Source organism: Bradyrhizobium sp. CCGUVB1N3, from assembly GCF_024199925.1.
In the GTDB taxonomy this organism is placed as follows: Bacteria; Pseudomonadota; Alphaproteobacteria; order Rhizobiales; family Xanthobacteraceae; genus Bradyrhizobium.
The window spans coordinates 6,554,201-6,571,347 of sequence record NZ_JANADR010000001.1 but is presented as its reverse complement, the minus strand read 5'-3'; the positions used below and the strand labels follow the sequence as shown (position 1 = coordinate 6,571,347).

Below are 17,147 nucleotides of genomic sequence, written 5' to 3'. Positions count from 1 at the left end.
ACCCGCGGAGAGAAGTGTGTCATAAGTCACATAACTTTGCAGCACCCCTGTTTATTTTTGGCCGCTTGGAGCGGTTTCCCCTCCCGGGATAGACTGACGGGCAACGGACGGGTGATCGGGCCTGGCCGGGTTCGACACCGCTATCCTTTTGGAAAGTCGACATGAGAGCAGTGAAATTCGCCGGCGCTGCGGTCGCCGCCGTCATCATCGTCATCACGCTTCTGCTGGTGATCGGCATCCCCTCCGGATTCCTGACCTCGGCGATCACCTCGCGGGTGGAAAGCGCGACCGGCTACCGCCTGACGATCGCCGGCACCACGAAGGTCAGCCTGTGGCCGACGCTGAACGTAACCCTGAACGACCTCACGCTGCAGGATCCGAAGGACCGCACCGGCATCGCCCGCCTCACCGTCGACAGCGTGCAGGCCGACATGTCGCTCTCGAGCGTGTGGTCGGGACAGCCGAAGATCTCCGATCTCCTCATCACCCACCCCGTGCTCTACCAGCCGCTGTTGCGCGAGCGCATGCCGACAGGTGCTTCCGCAGCGAAGCCGGCGATGTCGTTCGACGCAGGCGGCGCCAGCATCGAGCATGCCACCATCACAAACGGCGAAGTGGCGTTCTCGGTCGCGCGCGACCGTGTCGAAAGCCGGCTCAGCGCGATCAACGCGGACGCGACCGTGAATGCGGATCGCAAGGTCAATTTCAAGGGCACGGCGCGGGCCGGCGATCACGGCATCAAGTTCGACGTCAAGTCATTGGTGCCCGCAGCACCGGTCGAGCGGCAGACAATTCCGCTCGACTTCGCCATCGACGCGCCGAGCCTGCTGCAATCGCAACTCAGCGGCCACGCCGAGGCGCGGCTGAACGGCTCGGTCGTGATGATCAACGGCATCAACGGCACGCTCGGCGACGGCGCCTTCAACGGCTGGGCCTCGGTCGACATCGCCAGCAAGCCGCTCGTCAAGCTCGATCTGGACCTCCAGCGGCTCGACATTCCCCTGTCGAAATCCGCCGACGGTGCCGCCGCCCAGCCCTGGAGCGATGCACCGATCAGCGTCTCCGGGCTCAACTATGTCGACGCGCAGATGAGGGTCTCGGCGACCGAGGCCAATATCGGCGAAGCGCATTTCGCGCCTCTTGCGCTCGATGCAAAGCTTGCCGGCGGCGTGCTGAAGGCCGGCACCGCCAATCTCGGCGCCTATGGCGGCCAGGTCTCCGGCGAGGTGATCTTGGATGCGACCAGCGGCGCACCGGGCTTTGCCATGCACTCCGACCTCGTCGGCGTGCGTGCATTGCCGCTGCTCAAGGGGCTCGCCGATTTCGACCGGCTCGACGGCAAGCTGCAGGCGAAGATCGCGGTGCGCTCGGCAGGCGCCAGCCAGCGCGCGCTGATGGCGAACATGCAAGGCACGGTGTTCGCCAATTTCCAGGACGGCGCCATCCGCGGCATCAACGTCGCGCAGATGATCCGCTCGCTGACCACGTCCACATTGTCCGGCTGGCAGGACAGCCAGGAGCAAAGCACGGACCTGACGCAGCTCTCCGCCTCGTTCCGCATCGACAAGGGACAGGCGGTGACGACCGATCTCAATCTCGTCGGCCCGCTGGTGCGTGTCACCGGCGCCGGCACGATCGCGCTCGACACCAAGATGATGGGTTTTCGCGTCGAGCCGAAACTCGTGATGACCACCGAGGGTCAGGGCCGCGCCTCCGATCCCGTCGGCTTCGGCATTCCCGTGATGATCGAGGGCTCCTGGTCGCAGCCAAAAATCTACCCGGACATGGCGGGTGTGCTCGACAATCCGGAGGCCGCCTATGCAAAGCTGCGCGAGATGGGCAAGGGCCTGTTCGGTCCCGACGGCGCCGGCCTCGGCAACATTTTGGGCAGCCTCGGTCTCGGCGGCGCTGCGCCGGGCGCAGCCGCGGGTAACGGCAATCAGCAGGGACAGCCGTCGCAAAACAATCCGCTCGGCGGGGCGCTGGGCGAGGCGATCGGCAATCTGATCCAGCAGGGCCTGTCCGGCGGCGCCGCCGGGACCAGCACCGGCCGTACCCGGAGCCTGCCGGGATCGCCGACACAACCGGCACCTCAAGCCTCGCCCGCGCCGCCTGCCCAGGCCGACCCGTCCGCCGAGCAGCAGGATAGCCAGCCGATGAATGACGTGCTGCGCCAGCTCTTTAACCGGTGATTTTTGCGGGCGGCGCGCCTCGGAAAAACTCGGTTTGCTGCGACAATTCGGGCCTCGGGAAGGCTTTCCTCGCCCACAACGGGTAACCACGCCGGCCGAGCTTGCCGCCATGGCGGCTGAACTGTGCTAGAACGGCCTGCAGCGCCAGCGTCGGCCGCGGCGCGTGAGGATCTGGATGACGGGAGCGAAAGACAAGAGCTGGTTTTTCCGCGAGGGCCTGTTCGCCAAATATGTCGTCTCCCTCGTCGGCCTCGTCGTGTTCGTGCTCGCGGTCAACGGCGCGATGGAGACCTGGATCTCCTACCGGGCGACCAGGACAAGTCTGACCGACGGCCTCGAGGAGAAGGCGCAGGCCGTCTCCAAGCGCATCGAGCAATCGATGTCCGATCTCGAGCGCCAGATCAGCTGGGTGACGCGCGCCTCGCAGGACACCATCGAGAAGCGTCGCGCCGACTATGTCCAGCTCCTGAACCAGGTCTCGGCCGTGAGCCGGCTCACCCAGCTCGACGGCGAGGGCCATGTGGTGCAGCGCGTGTCGCGCGGCGCGGTCTCCAGCGGCAGCAGCACGGACTATGCGCGCGACATACGCTTCACCGACGCCGTCGCCCGCGGCACCAGTTACGCGCCGGCTCATTTCGTCGACCAGCAGCCGTTCATGTCGATCTCGGTCGCGCATTCCGGCTTCAAGCCCGGCGTCACGCTGGCCGAGGTCGACCTCGGCTTCCTCGCCGACTTCCTGTCCGACGCCCAGGTCGGCAAGGTTGCGTTTGCCTATGTGGTCGATTCGCATGGCAGAGTGCTGGCGGCGGCGTCGAAGGGGCCGGAAGTCGCCGCCGACCTTTCGAAGCTGCCGCAGGTCGCAGCCGCGATCGCTTCCGACCGCGACAGCGCGTCCTCCGGCACCGACTTCAACGGACATGCGGTGCTGACGGCCGCAAGCGAGGTGCCGAAGCTCGGCTGGACCGTGCTGTTCGAGCAGCCGACCGCACAGGCGCTGACCCCGATCCGCGACCAGCTGGTGCGGATCGGACTTTTGATCGGCATGGGCCTGCTGGTCGCGATCCTCGCCGGCACGCTTTTGGCGCGTCGCATGCTGATCCCGATCACCGCGCTCAGCGCCGGCGCACACCGGCTCGGCGAGGGCGATTTCAGCCACCGCATCGACGTGCGCACCTCCGACGAGCTGGAGGGGCTGGCCAATCAGTTCAACAGCATGGCGAACCAGATCCAGGAGACCTATTCGAGCCTGGAGACGAAGGTTGAAGAGCGCACGCGCGACCTCGCGCAGTCGATCAACGAGCTCAAGGTGCTGGAAGAGGTCGGCCGCGCGGTCGCCTCCTCGCTCGATCTCGATGCGGTCTTGCCGACGATCGCCGCCCGCGCGCTCGAGATCACCCATGCCGATGCGGTCTTGATCTATGGCTACGATGCCGACAAGCACCGGTTCAACCTGGTCGAGGCCAATGGCATCGACAAGTCCGCCGACGGCGCGCACGTCACCATCGACGAGGGCACGAGCCTGCTCAGCGACGCCGCGCGGAGCGGCGAGCCCATCGCGCTTCCCGATCTCGACGAGGCGGCCGAGCAGCCCTTGCGCGATGTCGCCGTCAATGCCGGCTTCCACTCCGTGCTCGTGGTGCCGCTGGTCGACCAGCAGGGCACGCTCGGCTCGCTGGTGGTGCTGCGCCGCGCGGCTGGCGAGTTCGCAAGCAGCCTCACCGGATTGATGCGCACCTTCGCGCACCAGGCCGTGCTGGCGATGCGCAATGCGCGCCTCTTCACCGAGGTCGATCACAAGGGCCGCGAGCTTGCGGCCGCCCATGAGACGGTACAGCAGCAAGCCGCGAAGCTTCAGGAGCAGACCGAGCAGCTCCGCAACTGGAACCGCTCGCTGGAGGAACGCGTCGAGAAGCAGCTCGGCGAGATCGGCCGCATCAAGCGCCTCGAACGCTTCCTCGCCCCGCAGGTCGCGCAGCTCATCGCCTCCTCCGACGGCCATGACGCCTTGCTCGACAGTCACCGCCGCGAGGTCACCGTCGTGTTCTGCGATCTGCGCGGCTTCACCTCGTTCACCGAAACGACCGAGCCGGAAGAGGCGATGAACGTGCTGCGCGAATACCACGCAGCGCTCGGCGAATTGATCCACCGCTATGAGGGTACGCTCGACCGCTTCGCTGGCGACGGCGTGATGATCCTGTTCAACGCGCCGATCCAATTTTCCGACCACACCAAGCGCGCGGTGAAGATGGCGGTCGAGATGCGCGATGCGATCGCCAAGCTGACCGAGAAGTGGAAGAACCGCGGCCATTCGCTCGGCTTCGGCGTCGGCGTCGCGCTCGGCTATGCCACGCTCGGCCAGATCGGCTTCGAGCAGCGATTGGAATATGCCGCGATCGGCAGCGTCACCAACCTCGCCTCGCGCCTGTGCGACGAGGCCAAGGCCGGCCAGGTCGTGGTCGCGCGGCGCGTCTACGGCATCGTCGAGCCCTGGGTCGAAGCCCGCCCGCTCGACGATCTCCAGCTCAAGGGCTTCAACCACCCCGTGCTCGCGATGGAGATCTTGAGCTGGCGCGAGGAGGTCGACAACGTCGTGGATGCATTGGCGGCGCGGCGGAGGATGTGAGCTATTGCGGCTCCCTCAGCCGTGAAGAGCGCAAGATCGTCCCCCAGCGTCGTCCTGGCGAAAGCCAGGACCCATACCGCGGAATCTATCAATCGCGGATGGTCATTGTACCGGACGAATAGTCTTCGCCAAACTTCTCCCTGTGGTTATGGGTCCTGGCTTACGCCAGGACGACGGCTGAGATCGATGCGCCAGCAACGGCACCATGAGATTTCCCCCTCCCACGAACCACATCTCTCCTTCTCACGACTAACCATCGCCTCGGTGACGAGGCTCAAGTTTGGACGGAGACGATCGTGACGCTTGCCCCGCCTTCGCGCGCCTATGATTTGCAGATGCTGGATCGCCCCGCCGATCGGCAAAGCGACCATGGCTGGGTGTTCGGCCTGCCGCCGGGCATCACGAGCGAACAATGGCCGCTCGATCCCGTCTCCGGCTATCCGCTGATGCACGGCTTCACCTTGAAGCTGCCGGACGACTATCGGGTGCATGGCGAGGACATCGTCGCGGTATCGTTCTTCGCCACCGCTCCCGACCACAATGACGGCGGCGCGCCCGACGATCCTGAAGTCCGCGAGGCGGTGCTGGCACGGCCTTCACATTCGCGCCTCGCCCGCATGACGGATATTCTCGATTACGAATATGCCGCGCTGCTGCTGACGGCGCGCGAATATGCCGGCCCCTTCGCGACCCCGCCAAACCCCTTGAGCCTTGCGACCGCGGAGCGGCCGCGCTGGCTCGACGTCGGCGGCGCGAGCGCGTTTCACGAATCCGCACCGGCTTACGCCAAGAAGATGCTGGCGAGCATTCCCCGCGCCGATCTCGCCGAGAACCGCGCGATCGTGCTGACGCCGCGCTCCAGCGATCCCAACGCCGGCAAAGGCCCGCAGGACGCCCATGTCAAGCGCGGGCCGCCGACCGGTTACCAGCCCTATTACTACTATGCCGGCGGCGTCGTGAGCCGTGACAATTTCCGCCTGCACGAGTGGAGCAAGGACCACGCGCCCAACCATCTCGGCGGCACCATGCGGCCCTGCCAGGCGGTGCCGGAGATGAGTCCGTTCTACGTCGAGTTCGAGGAGTATTTCGGCGGCTATAATTTCGGCGGCGGGAATGCGCAGCTCGATTTCAGGGACATGAGGTTCGACTGGGCGTGCGGGTAGCACGCGACAGCGGCTCTCCCCTCCGCTGATCACACGCCCCGCTTCAGCCCCATCGCCTCGAACTGCGCCTTCTGCTCGTCGGAGAGGCCCCACTCGAAATCGTCGAGCGCATCGCCGACGCTCTTCACCGCTTCGAGCATGGTATCCAATCGCGCCTTCACGGCTTGGAGGCGGGCTTGCGGGGTACGCAGGTTCTGCGGCGGACAGGGGAGCAAGGCTTCCATGGTGCCCATGGTGGTGTCTTGCAGCACCTCCAGCGCGGCGCGCTTGGTGTCGTCGAGTCGAAGGGCGGTCGCGATGTCGTCCGCCGGCCATTGCTGCTTCACGAGCTGCTCGTACTGGCGCTGGGCCTGCTCATCGCTCGGGGGCTCACTGGGCGCCTTGCAGGCTGCGGCCTGCATCTCCTTGCGCTTGGTCTCGGCGGCGTTCGCGCGGCCGTCCTTGCCGAGCGCATTGAGCCGCGACTTCTGCTCGTCGTCGAGCAGGCCGTAGAACTTTGCAAGCCGCGGCGCGACCGCATCCACTGCGTTGATCATCGCCTCGAGGCGACGCTGCATCAGCGCGAAGCGGTCGAGCGCATTGGCGGCCACCTCAGTCGGGCAAGAGGCGCGGATGGTCGCGCCCGCCGATGCCCAGGCGGTGGCGAGCTCGTCGAGGCCGGCGCGCTGAACTTCGTTGGGCTGCACCGTGCGCAGGATCGCATCGATCGGAAGGCCTACGGCATCGCCGGTATCGCAGAGCTGCTGGAGCTCGGGGACCCTGCGATGACGGCGGCCGGGCGCCGTATAGGCGGCGAGCTCGGTCGGGGCGTAGGGCGCGAAGATCGCGGCATAGAGATCGCCGTAGCCATAGGCCCACAGCGCCGTGCCGTCGCCGCGCATCGTGAAGTCAGTGATGTCGTCATCGGCGAACGGCCAGAACAGCGGGCCGACCCAGCCATAAGTGCCGTCGGCGTGCTGCCACCAGCCCTGCTCGGCGCGGCCACCGCGCCAGCCGGCGAGCGCCGCAACCGCCGTGAGCTGAGCGCGCACCGTCGGGCGGACCGCGTCCGCGGTGGAGCGGAGGTCTTGCGGGCGCAGCGCGGCCATCCGGGCACGACCGTGCCGCGCGGCCATGCGCATATGGCGGACGCCGGCAACCCCGAGCACGCTCGCCATCGCGAAGCGCGCGACGCCGAGCGGACCGCCGACCCGCAGGCGGAAGCCGGCCTCGGCGACGTCAGGCAGCATCGCGAGAATGACCAGCACGATCCCCGCGGCCGCAATTCCCAGGCGGGATTTCGACATGATGGTCACCTTGGCTCCCTCCTTCGCGCCAAGTCCCCTGCGCCAAGTCGCCTGCGTCAAGTCCCCTGCGCCAAGCCGCATCTCGTCGCAATGAGGATGACGCGCGGTGGAACAGAAAGTTCCCGCGCCCAGGTACCCCACCCTACAATTTGCGGGATCGAGAACCCCTCACCTTGCCTTGCGCGGCAAGACGAATGTCTGGCCGGGATAGATCCGGTCCGGGTTGTGGATCTTGTCGCGGTTGGCGTTGTAGATCAGGGCGTAGCTGAGGCCGTCGCCGTAGGCGCGGCGGCTGATCTGCCAGAGGCTGTCGCCCCGGATGACGATGCGGCTGGCGGTAATCGAACCCGTCGTCTCCGCCTTGGAACGCAACGGACCTCTCTCGACGGGCGGTGCGGCAGCGAGCGCCAGAACCGATTGTGCGGTGCTCGGCGGCGCGGCCGAGCTGTCATCCTTGGCAGACGTTTCCTTGGCTGGCGTTTCTTTCGCGACCTTGGCGACATCGGTGCGCGCTGCTGTGGCGCGCGGCGGCTGGGCCATGGCGTTCAGCGTCACGGGAACGTCGGTTCTTGATTTCGCTACGCTCCCGTCCGGTGCCGTCGATTGCAGGCTGAGCTTGTAGCTGCCCGGCGGCAGCTTCGGCGGGGTCATCACGAACAGGCCGGACGCATCGGCGACCGCGGAGGCATGGCTCTCGCCGTCGCGCAGCAATTCGACGCGCGCGCCCGGCGCGGCGCGGCCGGCGATGACCGCCTCGCCGTCGTCATCGACGCGGGCGACGTCGAATCGCGGCCCGGTTTCCTCGCTGGTAGCCGGCGGCGGAGCCGTTGGCGCCGGCAGATCGGCGAGCGCGGTCTGGGCTTTGCCGAGCGCGGTGGCGATGTCATTGCTGGGCGCCGCTGACGGTGCGACGGACGGCGCGCTCGGCGCCGCGAGCGCAGTCTTGGCTTCCGGCTTGGCTTCGACCTTGGCTTTGCCGTCGGCGACCTTGACCTCGGGCCCGCCGCGCACCGCCTGCCACAGCCCGCCGGTACCGACGACGATCGCGGCCCCGCCGGCCGCAACCAGCAGGAACGAGCAAACGGCAATTGTCGCTTTCGACGCGATCACCATGAAATCCCAAAGCCCCTTTAAAGCAAAGCCTCTTCACGACAAATCACGTCCGCAAACTGCGCTCAATTCGCTCCCGCATCAAGTCGGCAAATGGGCTATCGGCAATCGGTCACAGCTTCTGACCGATAGGACCGCAATGGTGCGCGTTCCCGAATAGGATCAAACCTTCGGCCAACGGGTTGTCGCAATCGCTGATGGTGTCAGCTCAAAATGCATCACGTGCGCGCCGGGCCTTGCGCCCGGAGGGTCTTGTTGCGTGCGAACATGACGTGAGGGTTGGGAACTCTGGGCCCCGGATCAGCATCGTATCGCGCCGCAAAAGCGCGGCGCGCTGCGTGGCATCCGGGGCACGAAGAGTGGAGCGGAGTCGCGCTACGCCGCCCTGAGATCTTCGACGAAGCGGTCGACCTCGCGCTTCAGATCGTCCGACAGGCGCCCCAGCATCTTGGCGGAATCGAGCACCTCGCCAGCGGCCGCACCCGTCTCGCCGGCGGCCTGCGAGACGCCGGAGATGTGACGCGAGACTTCCGTGGTGCCCTGGGAGGCCTGCTGCACGTTGCGGGCGATCTCGCGCGTGGCGGCGCCCTGCTCCTCGACCGCGGCAGCGATCGCGGCCGCAATCTCGTTGACGCGCTCGATGGTGGTGCCGATCGACTGGATCGCGGTCACGGATGAACGCGTCGCGCCCTGGATGGCGGCGACCTGACCGGTGATCTCCTCGGTCGCCTTCGCGGTTTGCGTGGCGAGATTCTTCACCTCGGCGGCGACCACGGCAAAGCCGCGGCCGGCTTCGCCGGCGCGCGCGGCCTCGATGGTGGCGTTGAGCGCCAACAGGTTGGTCTGCTCGGCAATGCCCGTGATCAGTTCGACGACATCGCCGATGCGCTGGGCCGCGTCCGCCAGCGCCTGAACCTCGCCATTGGTGCGATCGGCTTCCGCCGCGGCGGCCCCGGCGATGTTCGAGGATTCCGCGACCTGGCGGCTGATCTCGGCGATCGAGGCCGACAGCTCTTCCGTGGCGGCGGCAACGGTCTGCACATTGGACGACGCGTCGCCCGACAGGGACGCAACGGAGGCCGCTTTCGACGAGCCCTGCTCGGCGGTCGACGACATCGAGTGCGCGGTGGCGTTCAGCTCGCCGGACGCCGAGGCGAGCGTATGCAGCGATTCCGTGACCGTCTTCTCGAACTCTCCGATCAGCCGCTCGACGGCAAGCTGGCGCCGCTCTTTTCGGCCCTGCTCGGCCGCCTGCTCCTCGGCGAGGCGATCGCCCGCGATCATGTTCTCCCTGAAGACCGACACCGCGCGCGACATCTCGCCGATCTCGTCGCCGCGCTCGATGCCGGCGAGCTCGATCGCATAGTCGCGCTCGGCGAGGCGCTGCATCGCCTGGGTCAATTTCCGGATCGGGACGCTGACGCGGCGGTTGACGAGGATGAAGCCGAACGCGGTGATGGCGAGCGCGACCAGCATCATCGCGCCGTTGGACGCCAGGCTCCACTTCGCCGAACTCATCTGCTGCCCGGCGCGCGCGACCATCTCGGCCAGTGCGACCTGGCCGGCCTCGACGCTGGAGTTGAGGATCGCGGTGTTGAGCTTGGCGAGGTCCTCGATCTTGATGTCGATCGTCTGGTTGTTGCTCAGCGCCTTGATGAAACCCTGCTGGCGCTCGACCATGGAAGCGGCTTCGCCCTGCTTGGAGCGCGCGATCACATCGGTGAGGCTGGCGGGCGCGTCGGTGCGGCCGGCCGCATCCAGCACCTGGCTCCAGGCCTGCTTGGCACGGCCGGTATCCTCGGCGGCGCCGACCATGTCGGCGGGGCTCCAGGGCTTGGCGCTGGCCGCAGCGGCTTCCAGGCGGATCGCGATCAGGCCGCCGAAATTGCGCGCGGCCCAGGCCGACTGCTTCACCCCCAGGAGATGATCGACCACGGGATCGCTGAGCTTCAGCGCGTTCTCGAGCTCGCCCGTCAGCGACAGAATCCCGTCGAGATAATCCTGCGCGGTCTTGCGGAATTCGTCGGCGAGCTTCGTGTCGCGCTCGGCCTTCGCCTGGTGGATGGCGGCTTCCGCCTTGGGCCGGAGCGGCACGAGCGCGTCATGGATTGCGACCAGCCGGCTCAGGGCACCGGCGAGACGGGAATCGGTCACGCCGTCGAGACGCTCGAGCACGCTCTTATAGGCGGCTTCCGACAATTGCCGGTTGGTGGCGATGCGGGTGTCGGCATTGGCGTTGGCCGGCCCCTCCGCGAGCAGCGCCGACAGGAAGGTGCCGCGCTCCAGGCGAAAGCCGAGCAGGTTCGCAAACAGCTGCTGGTCGGTGCCGGCAAAGCGCTCGAGCTTCTGCGCTGCGGCGTTGCGCTCGACGGCGCCATAAAGCCCGGTCGCGAGCTGGGCGATCAGAAACAGGCCGAGAATGCCGATGATGGCGCCGAGAACCGAACGAATGGAGGGATTGCCGAACAATTTCATTGTGAGGCCGCATCCTTTAAAAAGATGCAGAAAATTACCGTCGCGCTCCTAAGATTTGGTTCACCTCGATACCGGCAAAGGCCGTCGCATCAGATAATGACGCGCGGCGGTGCAAACTCCGCAGAACTACGGAGACACGCAGCCCGCAAGTAGCGCCGACCCTCAGGACCGTTTTGCCGCGCGCACTTCCGCGAACTCGGCGTCGGGATGCGCGACGATGGTCGCGAACATGATCCCGCTGATGATGATCGACCAGGCGGTGTCCCAATAAATCCAAAACACGTCAGCCTCCGCAAAAGCCTCCGCCACACGCAGGAATTCTAGAACAGCCGAACGACGATGCCGTTCCTCTTCTGCTGCGGCGTGTCGGCGCACCCAAGGCCACTATCCTGGGGCCAATATCTTGCTGAACTATCTCTTGTTGGTCGGCTGCGGCTTGCGATCGGTTTGATCGGCGTGCTGCTTTATCACCACGTCCGCATCGCGCTGGCTCGTTTTTGAGCATGGCGCAGATTTAGGCTGGCCGGCTGTGTCGACGCCGACCGATACAAATTCGACATCGATCGATCCAAAGTGGATTTTGGTGGAATGGCGGGGAGCCCTGTATCCTCGCGGCAACCAAGAAAAGCCGTGCCGGACGGCAAGGGCGATTTTGGAAAGCTGGAGGAAAGCCTGATGTCTCGACCGACCCGCCGTACGGCCCTGCAATTGCCGCTTGCGGCATGCGCCGTCATTCTCGCCACCCAATTCGGAGTTCGCGCCGGCATGGCCGACACATTTGCCTATGTCGGCAATGCCGACAGCAACGACATCTCGGTCTTCCGCATCGACGACAGGGGCGAGATGAGCCCGGTGCAGACCGCGCCATTCGTAGGCATCGAGAAGCCCGGCTCTTCGACGCCGCTGGCGGTGACGCCCGATCACCGCGTACTGATCGCCGGCGTCCGCTCGCAGCCGTTCTCGGCCGTGAGCTTTGCGATCGATCAGAAGACAGGCACGCTCAAGCACATCGGCAACGGGCCGCTCGCCGACAGCATGGCCTATGTCATGACCGACCGTACCGGAAAGTTCGTGCTCAGCGCCTCCTATGGCGGCAACAAGGTCGCGCTCAACCCGCTGTCGGACACCGGCGTCGTCGGCGAACCCAAGCAGGTGATCCCGACCGGGCTCAATGCGCACGCCTTTATCCCCTCACCCGACAACCGTTTTGCGTTCGCGACCAATCTCGGCTCCGACCAGGTGCTGGCCTTCGCCTTCAATGCCACCACCGGCGAGTTGACGCCGAGCGATCCGCCGATCCACAAGCTGCCGGAGAAATCAGGCCCACGGCACTTCGTGTTCCACCCGAACGGCAGCTATGTCTATCTGATCCACGAGCTGAACGGCGACGTCGCAGCCTTCAATTATGACGCGAAGAGCGGCGCGTGGAGCGAGATCCAGCGGACCACGGCGCTGCCGGAAGGGTTCACCGGAAAGCCCTGGGCCGCCGACATCCACGTCACACCTGACGGCCGCTTCCTCTATGCCTCGGAGCGAACCACCAACACGCTCACGGCCTACAAGATCGATCCCGCAAGCGGCAAGCTCAGCACGGTCGGCACGGTGCCGACCGAGAAGCAGCCGCGCGGCTTCAACATCGATCCCACCGGACGCTATGTCGCCGCCGTCGGCGAGTTGTCCGACGGCCTGACGGTCTACGCGATCGACCAGACCAGCGGCGCGTTAACCAAGCTGAAGTCCTATCCGACCGGCAAGAAGCCGAACTGGGTCGAGTTCATCAGCCTGCCGTGAGAGCGCCGGCCGCGACCGACCTACGCAATCATCCGTAGTTTCGGTCGCGGCTCGTTGCCGTCATATTCCGGCACGCGATGGACCGTCATATTGTCTTCAAATGCCCGCAGACCGGCATGAACGTTCAGCATCGGCTTATGGCCGAGCCGACCGATGCCAAGGATACGCACGACTCGGTGACGTGTCCGGCGTGCGCGCGTCTGCACCTGATCAATCGCACGACCGGCAGGCTGCTCGGCGAACGCCGCGGCTGACGGATCGCACCAGGCGCCGAACCTGATCTTCAATCCCGCGACTAATCAAAGGCTTGCTGTGGACGCACCTGCGGCAATCCATCCCGCCTTGGCATCGGGGCGCCATGGTCTGTGCCCCCGCCATCTGCTATCGAGAGAAGCGTTTGATCCCGTGGATTAGTCCGATGCGTCATTGCACCCGCAAACCTCGCAAAGCCCTGTTTCCCGCGGCCACCTTACTGGGGCTTGGCCTTTTTCTTGGCCTCCCCCCGGCCCGCGCTGCCGATGAGGAGGCGCCCAAGGGACCGGCGGTCACGGTGCTGAAGGCGGCAAAGTCCTGTTTCTCCGACATCGTGGAGGCCAGCGGCACGATCATCGCGCGCGAGGAGACCTCGGTGCGGCCCGAGCGTCCCGGATTGAAGGTGACGGAGGTGCTGGCGGAAGCCGGCGACACCATCACCGCCGGCCAGGTGCTGGCGCGGCTGGCCTTGCCCGAAGGCGGCACAGTCCAAGTGACCGCGCCGGTCGCCGGCGTGATCTCGGCCTCGACCGCGCAGATCGGCGCGCCGGCCTCGGCGCGCGGCGAAGCGCTGTTCTCGATCGTGGCGCGCAGCGAATATGACCTCGTCGGCCTCGTCGCCACCGCCGACATCAAGAAGCTCGCAGTGAACCAGCCGGCCACCGTGCGTGTCGCGGGCGCCGGCGACATCGACGGCAAGGTGCGCAAGATCGGACCGACGGTCGAGCCGAACATCCAGCAGGGCATGGTCTATATCGGCATCTCGACGCCGCGGCGGCTGCTGCTGAATTCCAGCGCGCGCGCGCTGATCAAGACCGGGCAAAGCTGCAATGTCGCGGTCCCGCTCACCGCCGTGCAATACAGCCCCGCGGGCACCGTCGTGCAGATCATCCGCCGCAACCGCGTCGAGACCAAGCGCGTCGAGATCGGGCTGATGTCCGGCGGCAATATCGAGATCCGCGACGGCGTCAATGAAGGCGACATCGTCGTCGCGCGCGCCGGCGCGCTCTTGCGCGAAGGCGATCCCGTTCGCCCGGTGATGGCGAGCGCGGAGACGAAGTAGACGCGTAAGAAGGGCTCTTGTCCCGGACGCGCTGCAGCGTGCAACGCTGCTGCGCTGAGCCGGGACCCATCTCTCCCGAAAGCTCCGCATAAAGGCATGGGCCCCGGCTCAGCAGCGCATCATTTCATGATGCGCCGCGTCCGGGGTACGAGACCTTACAGGATGTGAAGAACTAACCGCCGGCCTGGTCGAACTGGACGTCTTCCAGGAGCGAGGAGGAGACGGTCGGGACCTGATCGCCTTCGGATGCGCGGGAGATCGCGACACGGGTCTTGTTGAAGACGCTTTCAGCGCTGCCCTGCGCATTGAGGTTGTTCAGGAGTTCGCTGACCAGCACGCTGTGCTCGCCCTTGCCGTCGTCGGCGACCTTGCCGGGCGAGGCGGAGGAGAGGATCAGCGCGTTGTCGGGCGCGCTGATCGGCGCAAGCCCGTGGCTGTAGGAGCGGAAGCGGCGCTCATAGGGGTTACGGCGCGAGGCATCGACGACGACGAGCTTGGCCTTGGCGCCCTGCTCCTTCATCATCTCGAGCACGCTCTCGATCGAGACGCCGTGTCGGCGGACGTCGCTTTCCTTCCAGATCACGGCGTCGACCGGCAGCATGTAGCTCTCGCGGCCGGCCTGCACGCCGTAGCCGCCGAAGAACAGCATGACGACGCTGTCGCGCGTGATCTTCGACTTCAGGCGGCTGACGGCGCGGACCATGTCGTCCTTGCTGGCGTCTTCCACCATGTCGACGTCGAAGCCGCCTTTGCGCAGCGAGGACGACAGCGCGCGCGCGTCGTTGACCGACTGCGCCAGCGGCGCATTGGCGTCGGGATAATGACCATTGCCGATGACGAGGGCGAGGCGCGAGGTGTGGCCGACGGAACCGGTGACCTCAGCGGTCGAGACCGCCTTGGCGGCATCGAGGGCGCGCATGTTCAGGGCAGCGTGGGCACCGATCGCCAGCGACACCGTGCCGATCAGAGCGGCGGCGACCGCAATGGTGCGTCGGGAAATGTCGAGCTGCCTTACATTCATCTCGGTTCATTCCTGTCAGGAGCCATCGCGGCGCGCGTACTTGTTTGAGTAGCGCGATGGCGTCTTTAGGTTTGAGGGATTGGCCGGGGATGTGTCCCCGAATTGCGCGCAATTTGCGGCGCCGCACCAAACAAACCCTTAACCGGATATCGCCCCCGGGGCAATAGATTGCCCCTCTTTTTAGCTAAACCACTGAATATACTAGTTAATATGAAGCGCCACGGATGCGAGTTTTTTCGTCGCTCGGCCCCCTTTTGAGGGCCGATCCGGCCGCTTTTATGCCGGCTTTTTCTGTGATATCGGTCACATTTGTGTTCCCTGCGAATTCGTGACACTTTTCAATCACTTGCGGGGGCATTGGCGCGCTGCCGGGACGGCGTGCGGTGAACCTCGGCAAGGCCCCGCGCGACCAGGTAATCCATGAGCTTTCATTATTTCGCCGGTCACGCCTTCCGCGCCCTGACGGCACGGAAGGACGGCCCCTCGCTTTACGACGTCTGCGATCCCGTGCTGGCGGGCCCGGCTACCGGTGATCCGCATCTGGCAAAGTTCTACAAGACCGCGCTCGGCAATCCGGCCCTGCGGGCGCTGCTCCGTCGCGCCGGTCTGCCCGAGCTGCGCGATGAGACGAGGCTGACCCGGCTGCGCGCGGCACTGACCCGCGCCCGTGACGATGCCGAGCCCGACTGGGAGGCGGTCGGCCGTCCCGTCGCCGACCTGCTCGACACCATCACGCTCGACCACCCCAAGCCGCCACCGATGCCGTTCAACGGTACGGCGCCGGCGCTGGCGGAGATCGACAAGGTGATCCGCGACTGCGCACATCATCTGCTCCGCAGCTACCGCCAGAACGGCTTTCTGCCGACCTATGCCGCTTTCAACCTGATCGGCGATCCCGACCTGCGCGGTCGCGAGCTGATCATGGCGCTGACCGGCCTGAACTCGCGCGGCTACAAGAACTCCTCGCTGCTGTTCAACCTGGCGCGCGTCTTCATCGCGCGCTCGAGCGCAGGCGCCATCATCAATCCGCCCTGGAGAGGCATCGCCGAGCCGATGTGGGAGCCGGTGCAGATCCGCCACCGCTCGGCCTATTACGACGCCTTCTTCATCGAGGCGTTGCTCGCCTATGGCGAGACCGGCCTCGCCTCGCCCGCCGACGCCGCTGCCGCGAAGACCGCGATCGCCGACATGGTCGATTTCTGCATCAACATCAGCCGCGAGGAGGTGAAGGGCAGCGACGGCGCGCGCTTCGACGTCATCACCGCGCTGGCACCGCCGCCGCATCCGCGCTTCTCCCGCTTCTTCGCGCAGATCAAGCAGGACCTCGGCTTTGGCGTCTACGTGCCGGACTGCGACACCACGGCGTGCTCGTTCTCGGCGGCGACACAGGCCGGCTGCGAGGATCCGATCCTCGCCCAGCCGTTGCTTGACTTCTACGCCGGCTATCAGGTGCGCGAGGGCGTCAACGAGCCGCGCGTTACCGTGCCGCTCAACGACAATATCGATTACGAAGGCGGCGTCGCCACCTGGATCGACAATCTCGCCGGCGAGCGGCCCTATGGCAACGATCTCGATCCGACGCTCAACCTCGACATCCTCGAAGTGTCCTTCCGCAATCTGAAGCGCTGGAAGATCCTGGAGACTCCGGCGCGGCTTGCCACCGTACATCGCATCATCGCCTTCCAGAAGCGGCTTGCGGCGAGCGGCAGCTTCGCCAATCCGCGCTCGCACATCTACTATCTGCCCGAGCTCTACAGCGCCTATTTCGGCCGCTGCTACGCCGCCTTCCTGTCGCTGCCGCTGGCAGCCCAGGCCGCGATCGATCCCGACGGCACCTTCGATTTTATCCGCGCCCGCGTGCTCGGCTATGTCCAGGGCGAGATGCTCGTCGCCGAGATGAACGCATTCGACGCGGCCCTCGCCTTGATCGCGCTCGGCCATCTCGGCGCCGATCCCAAGACCTTCGCGCCGGCGCTGAACTGCATCCTCAGAGCCCTTGGCGAAGGCGGCCGCCGCGGCCCGTTCCGCGCCTATGAATGGAACAAGATGAAGACCCCGACGCGGATCCTGGTCGGCGGGCCGGAGGTGACGTCGGCCTTCGTGCTGATGGGCCTGGCGGTGGCGCGGAAGGTGATGGCGGGGCGGGGGTAGCGGTGCAACTCCCGCTCTCT

Annotated in this window: 12 protein-coding genes; 8 read left to right on the top strand and 4 right to left on the bottom strand. The window is 66.1% G+C overall.

The annotated features are described in order from the left end of the window. The first annotated feature begins 161 nt into the window (after nucleotides 1-161). From NLM33_RS31345 to NLM33_RS31335, 3 genes are all read left to right on the top strand, one after another. Nucleotides 162-2,192 (top strand): AsmA family protein, encoded by a 2,031-nt coding sequence (locus NLM33_RS31345; protein ID WP_254101977.1) that lies wholly within the window; start codon nucleotides 162-164, stop codon nucleotides 2,190-2,192. Nucleotides 2,193-2,367: 175 nt separating this feature from the next. After that, nucleotides 2,368-4,815: an adenylate/guanylate cyclase domain-containing protein gene (locus tag NLM33_RS31340; RefSeq protein ID WP_254101976.1), complete on the top strand. Its 2,448-nt coding sequence runs from the start codon at nucleotides 2,368-2,370 to the stop codon at nucleotides 4,813-4,815. A gap of 296 nt (nucleotides 4,816-5,111) precedes the next feature. Continuing rightward, nucleotides 5,112-5,978, top strand: coding sequence for a hypothetical protein (locus tag NLM33_RS31335; RefSeq protein WP_254101975.1), 867 nt, complete (start codon nucleotides 5,112-5,114; stop codon nucleotides 5,976-5,978). A gap of 29 nt (nucleotides 5,979-6,007) precedes the next feature. Here NLM33_RS31335 and NLM33_RS31330 read toward each other — a convergent pair whose 3' ends face one another. The 3 genes from NLM33_RS31330 to NLM33_RS31320 form a co-directional block, all read right to left on the bottom strand. Beyond that, complete coding sequence (locus NLM33_RS31330) at nucleotides 6,008-7,264, bottom strand: Spy/CpxP family protein refolding chaperone (RefSeq protein ID WP_254101974.1); 1,257 nt, start codon at nucleotides 7,262-7,264, stop codon at nucleotides 6,008-6,010. Nucleotides 7,265-7,432: 168 nt separating this feature from the next. Then, on the bottom strand, nucleotides 7,433-8,377 hold the full coding sequence (locus tag NLM33_RS31325) for a LysM peptidoglycan-binding domain-containing protein (protein WP_254101973.1): 945 nt from the start codon (nucleotides 8,375-8,377) through the stop codon (nucleotides 7,433-7,435). Between the two features lie 372 nt (nucleotides 8,378-8,749). Continuing rightward, a complete protein-coding gene (locus NLM33_RS31320) occupies nucleotides 8,750-10,849 on the bottom strand; it encodes a methyl-accepting chemotaxis protein (RefSeq protein WP_254101972.1) in 2,100 nt (699 codons plus the stop codon). Nucleotides 10,850-11,188: 339 nt separating this feature from the next. On the opposite strand from NLM33_RS31320, the gene NLM33_RS31315 reads away from it, so the two are divergent. The 4 genes from NLM33_RS31315 to NLM33_RS31300 all read left to right on the top strand — a co-directional run bounded on the left by NLM33_RS31315 (nucleotide 11,189) and on the right by NLM33_RS31300 (nucleotide 13,955). Next, the gene (locus NLM33_RS31315) at nucleotides 11,189-11,350 is read left to right on the top strand and encodes a hypothetical protein (RefSeq protein WP_254101970.1); all 162 of its coding nucleotides are present in this window, start codon (nucleotides 11,189-11,191) and stop codon (nucleotides 11,348-11,350) included. Nucleotides 11,351-11,524: 174 nt separating this feature from the next. Next, a complete protein-coding gene (locus NLM33_RS31310; protein WP_254101967.1) occupies nucleotides 11,525-12,640 on the top strand; it encodes a lactonase family protein in 1,116 nt (371 codons plus the stop codon). A 116-nt stretch (nucleotides 12,641-12,756) separates the two neighbouring features. Beyond that, nucleotides 12,757-12,894 carry a hypothetical protein gene (locus NLM33_RS31305; RefSeq protein ID WP_254101965.1) on the top strand — a complete coding sequence of 46 codons (138 nt, stop codon included), beginning with the start codon at nucleotides 12,757-12,759 and terminating at the stop codon, nucleotides 12,892-12,894. Nucleotides 12,895-13,058: 164 nt separating this feature from the next. After that, nucleotides 13,059-13,955 carry an efflux RND transporter periplasmic adaptor subunit gene (locus NLM33_RS31300; protein ID WP_254101963.1) on the top strand — a complete coding sequence of 299 codons (897 nt, stop codon included), beginning with the start codon at nucleotides 13,059-13,061 and terminating at the stop codon, nucleotides 13,953-13,955. Between the two features lie 172 nt (nucleotides 13,956-14,127). Here NLM33_RS31300 and NLM33_RS31295 read toward each other — a convergent pair whose 3' ends face one another. Then, nucleotides 14,128-14,976 (bottom strand): caspase family protein, encoded by an 849-nt coding sequence (locus NLM33_RS31295; RefSeq protein ID WP_254101961.1) that lies wholly within the window; start codon nucleotides 14,974-14,976, stop codon nucleotides 14,128-14,130. A 420-nt stretch (nucleotides 14,977-15,396) separates the two neighbouring features. Here NLM33_RS31295 and NLM33_RS31290 point away from each other — a divergent pair, with 420 nt between their 5' ends. After that, nucleotides 15,397-17,127, top strand: a complete 1,731-nt coding sequence (locus NLM33_RS31290) for a hypothetical protein (protein ID WP_254101959.1) — start codon at nucleotides 15,397-15,399, stop codon at nucleotides 17,125-17,127. Nucleotides 17,128-17,147: the final 20 nt, after the last annotated feature.

Coding starts and splice junctions, on each gene's coding strand:
- NLM33_RS31345 (WP_254101977.1), top strand. CDS start 162: ATGAGAGCAGTGAAATTCGCCGGCGCTGCGGTCGCCGCCGTCATCATC.
- NLM33_RS31340 (WP_254101976.1), top strand. CDS start 2,368: ATGACGGGAGCGAAAGACAAGAGCTGGTTTTTCCGCGAGGGCCTGTTC.
- NLM33_RS31330 (WP_254101974.1), bottom strand. CDS start 7,264: ATGTCGAAATCCCGCCTGGGAATTGCGGCCGCGGGGATCGTGCTGGTC.
- NLM33_RS31325 (WP_254101973.1), bottom strand. CDS start 8,377: ATGGTGATCGCGTCGAAAGCGACAATTGCCGTTTGCTCGTTCCTGCTG.
- NLM33_RS31320 (WP_254101972.1), bottom strand. CDS start 10,849: ATGAAATTGTTCGGCAATCCCTCCATTCGTTCGGTTCTCGGCGCCATC.
- NLM33_RS31315 (WP_254101970.1), top strand. CDS start 11,189: ATGCCGTTCCTCTTCTGCTGCGGCGTGTCGGCGCACCCAAGGCCACTA.
- NLM33_RS31310 (WP_254101967.1), top strand. CDS start 11,525: ATGTCTCGACCGACCCGCCGTACGGCCCTGCAATTGCCGCTTGCGGCA.
- NLM33_RS31305 (WP_254101965.1), top strand. CDS start 12,757: ATGAACGTTCAGCATCGGCTTATGGCCGAGCCGACCGATGCCAAGGAT.
- NLM33_RS31300 (WP_254101963.1), top strand. CDS start 13,059: ATGCGTCATTGCACCCGCAAACCTCGCAAAGCCCTGTTTCCCGCGGCC.
- NLM33_RS31295 (WP_254101961.1), bottom strand. CDS start 14,976: ATGAATGTAAGGCAGCTCGACATTTCCCGACGCACCATTGCGGTCGCC.
- NLM33_RS31290 (WP_254101959.1), top strand. CDS start 15,397: ATGAGCTTTCATTATTTCGCCGGTCACGCCTTCCGCGCCCTGACGGCA.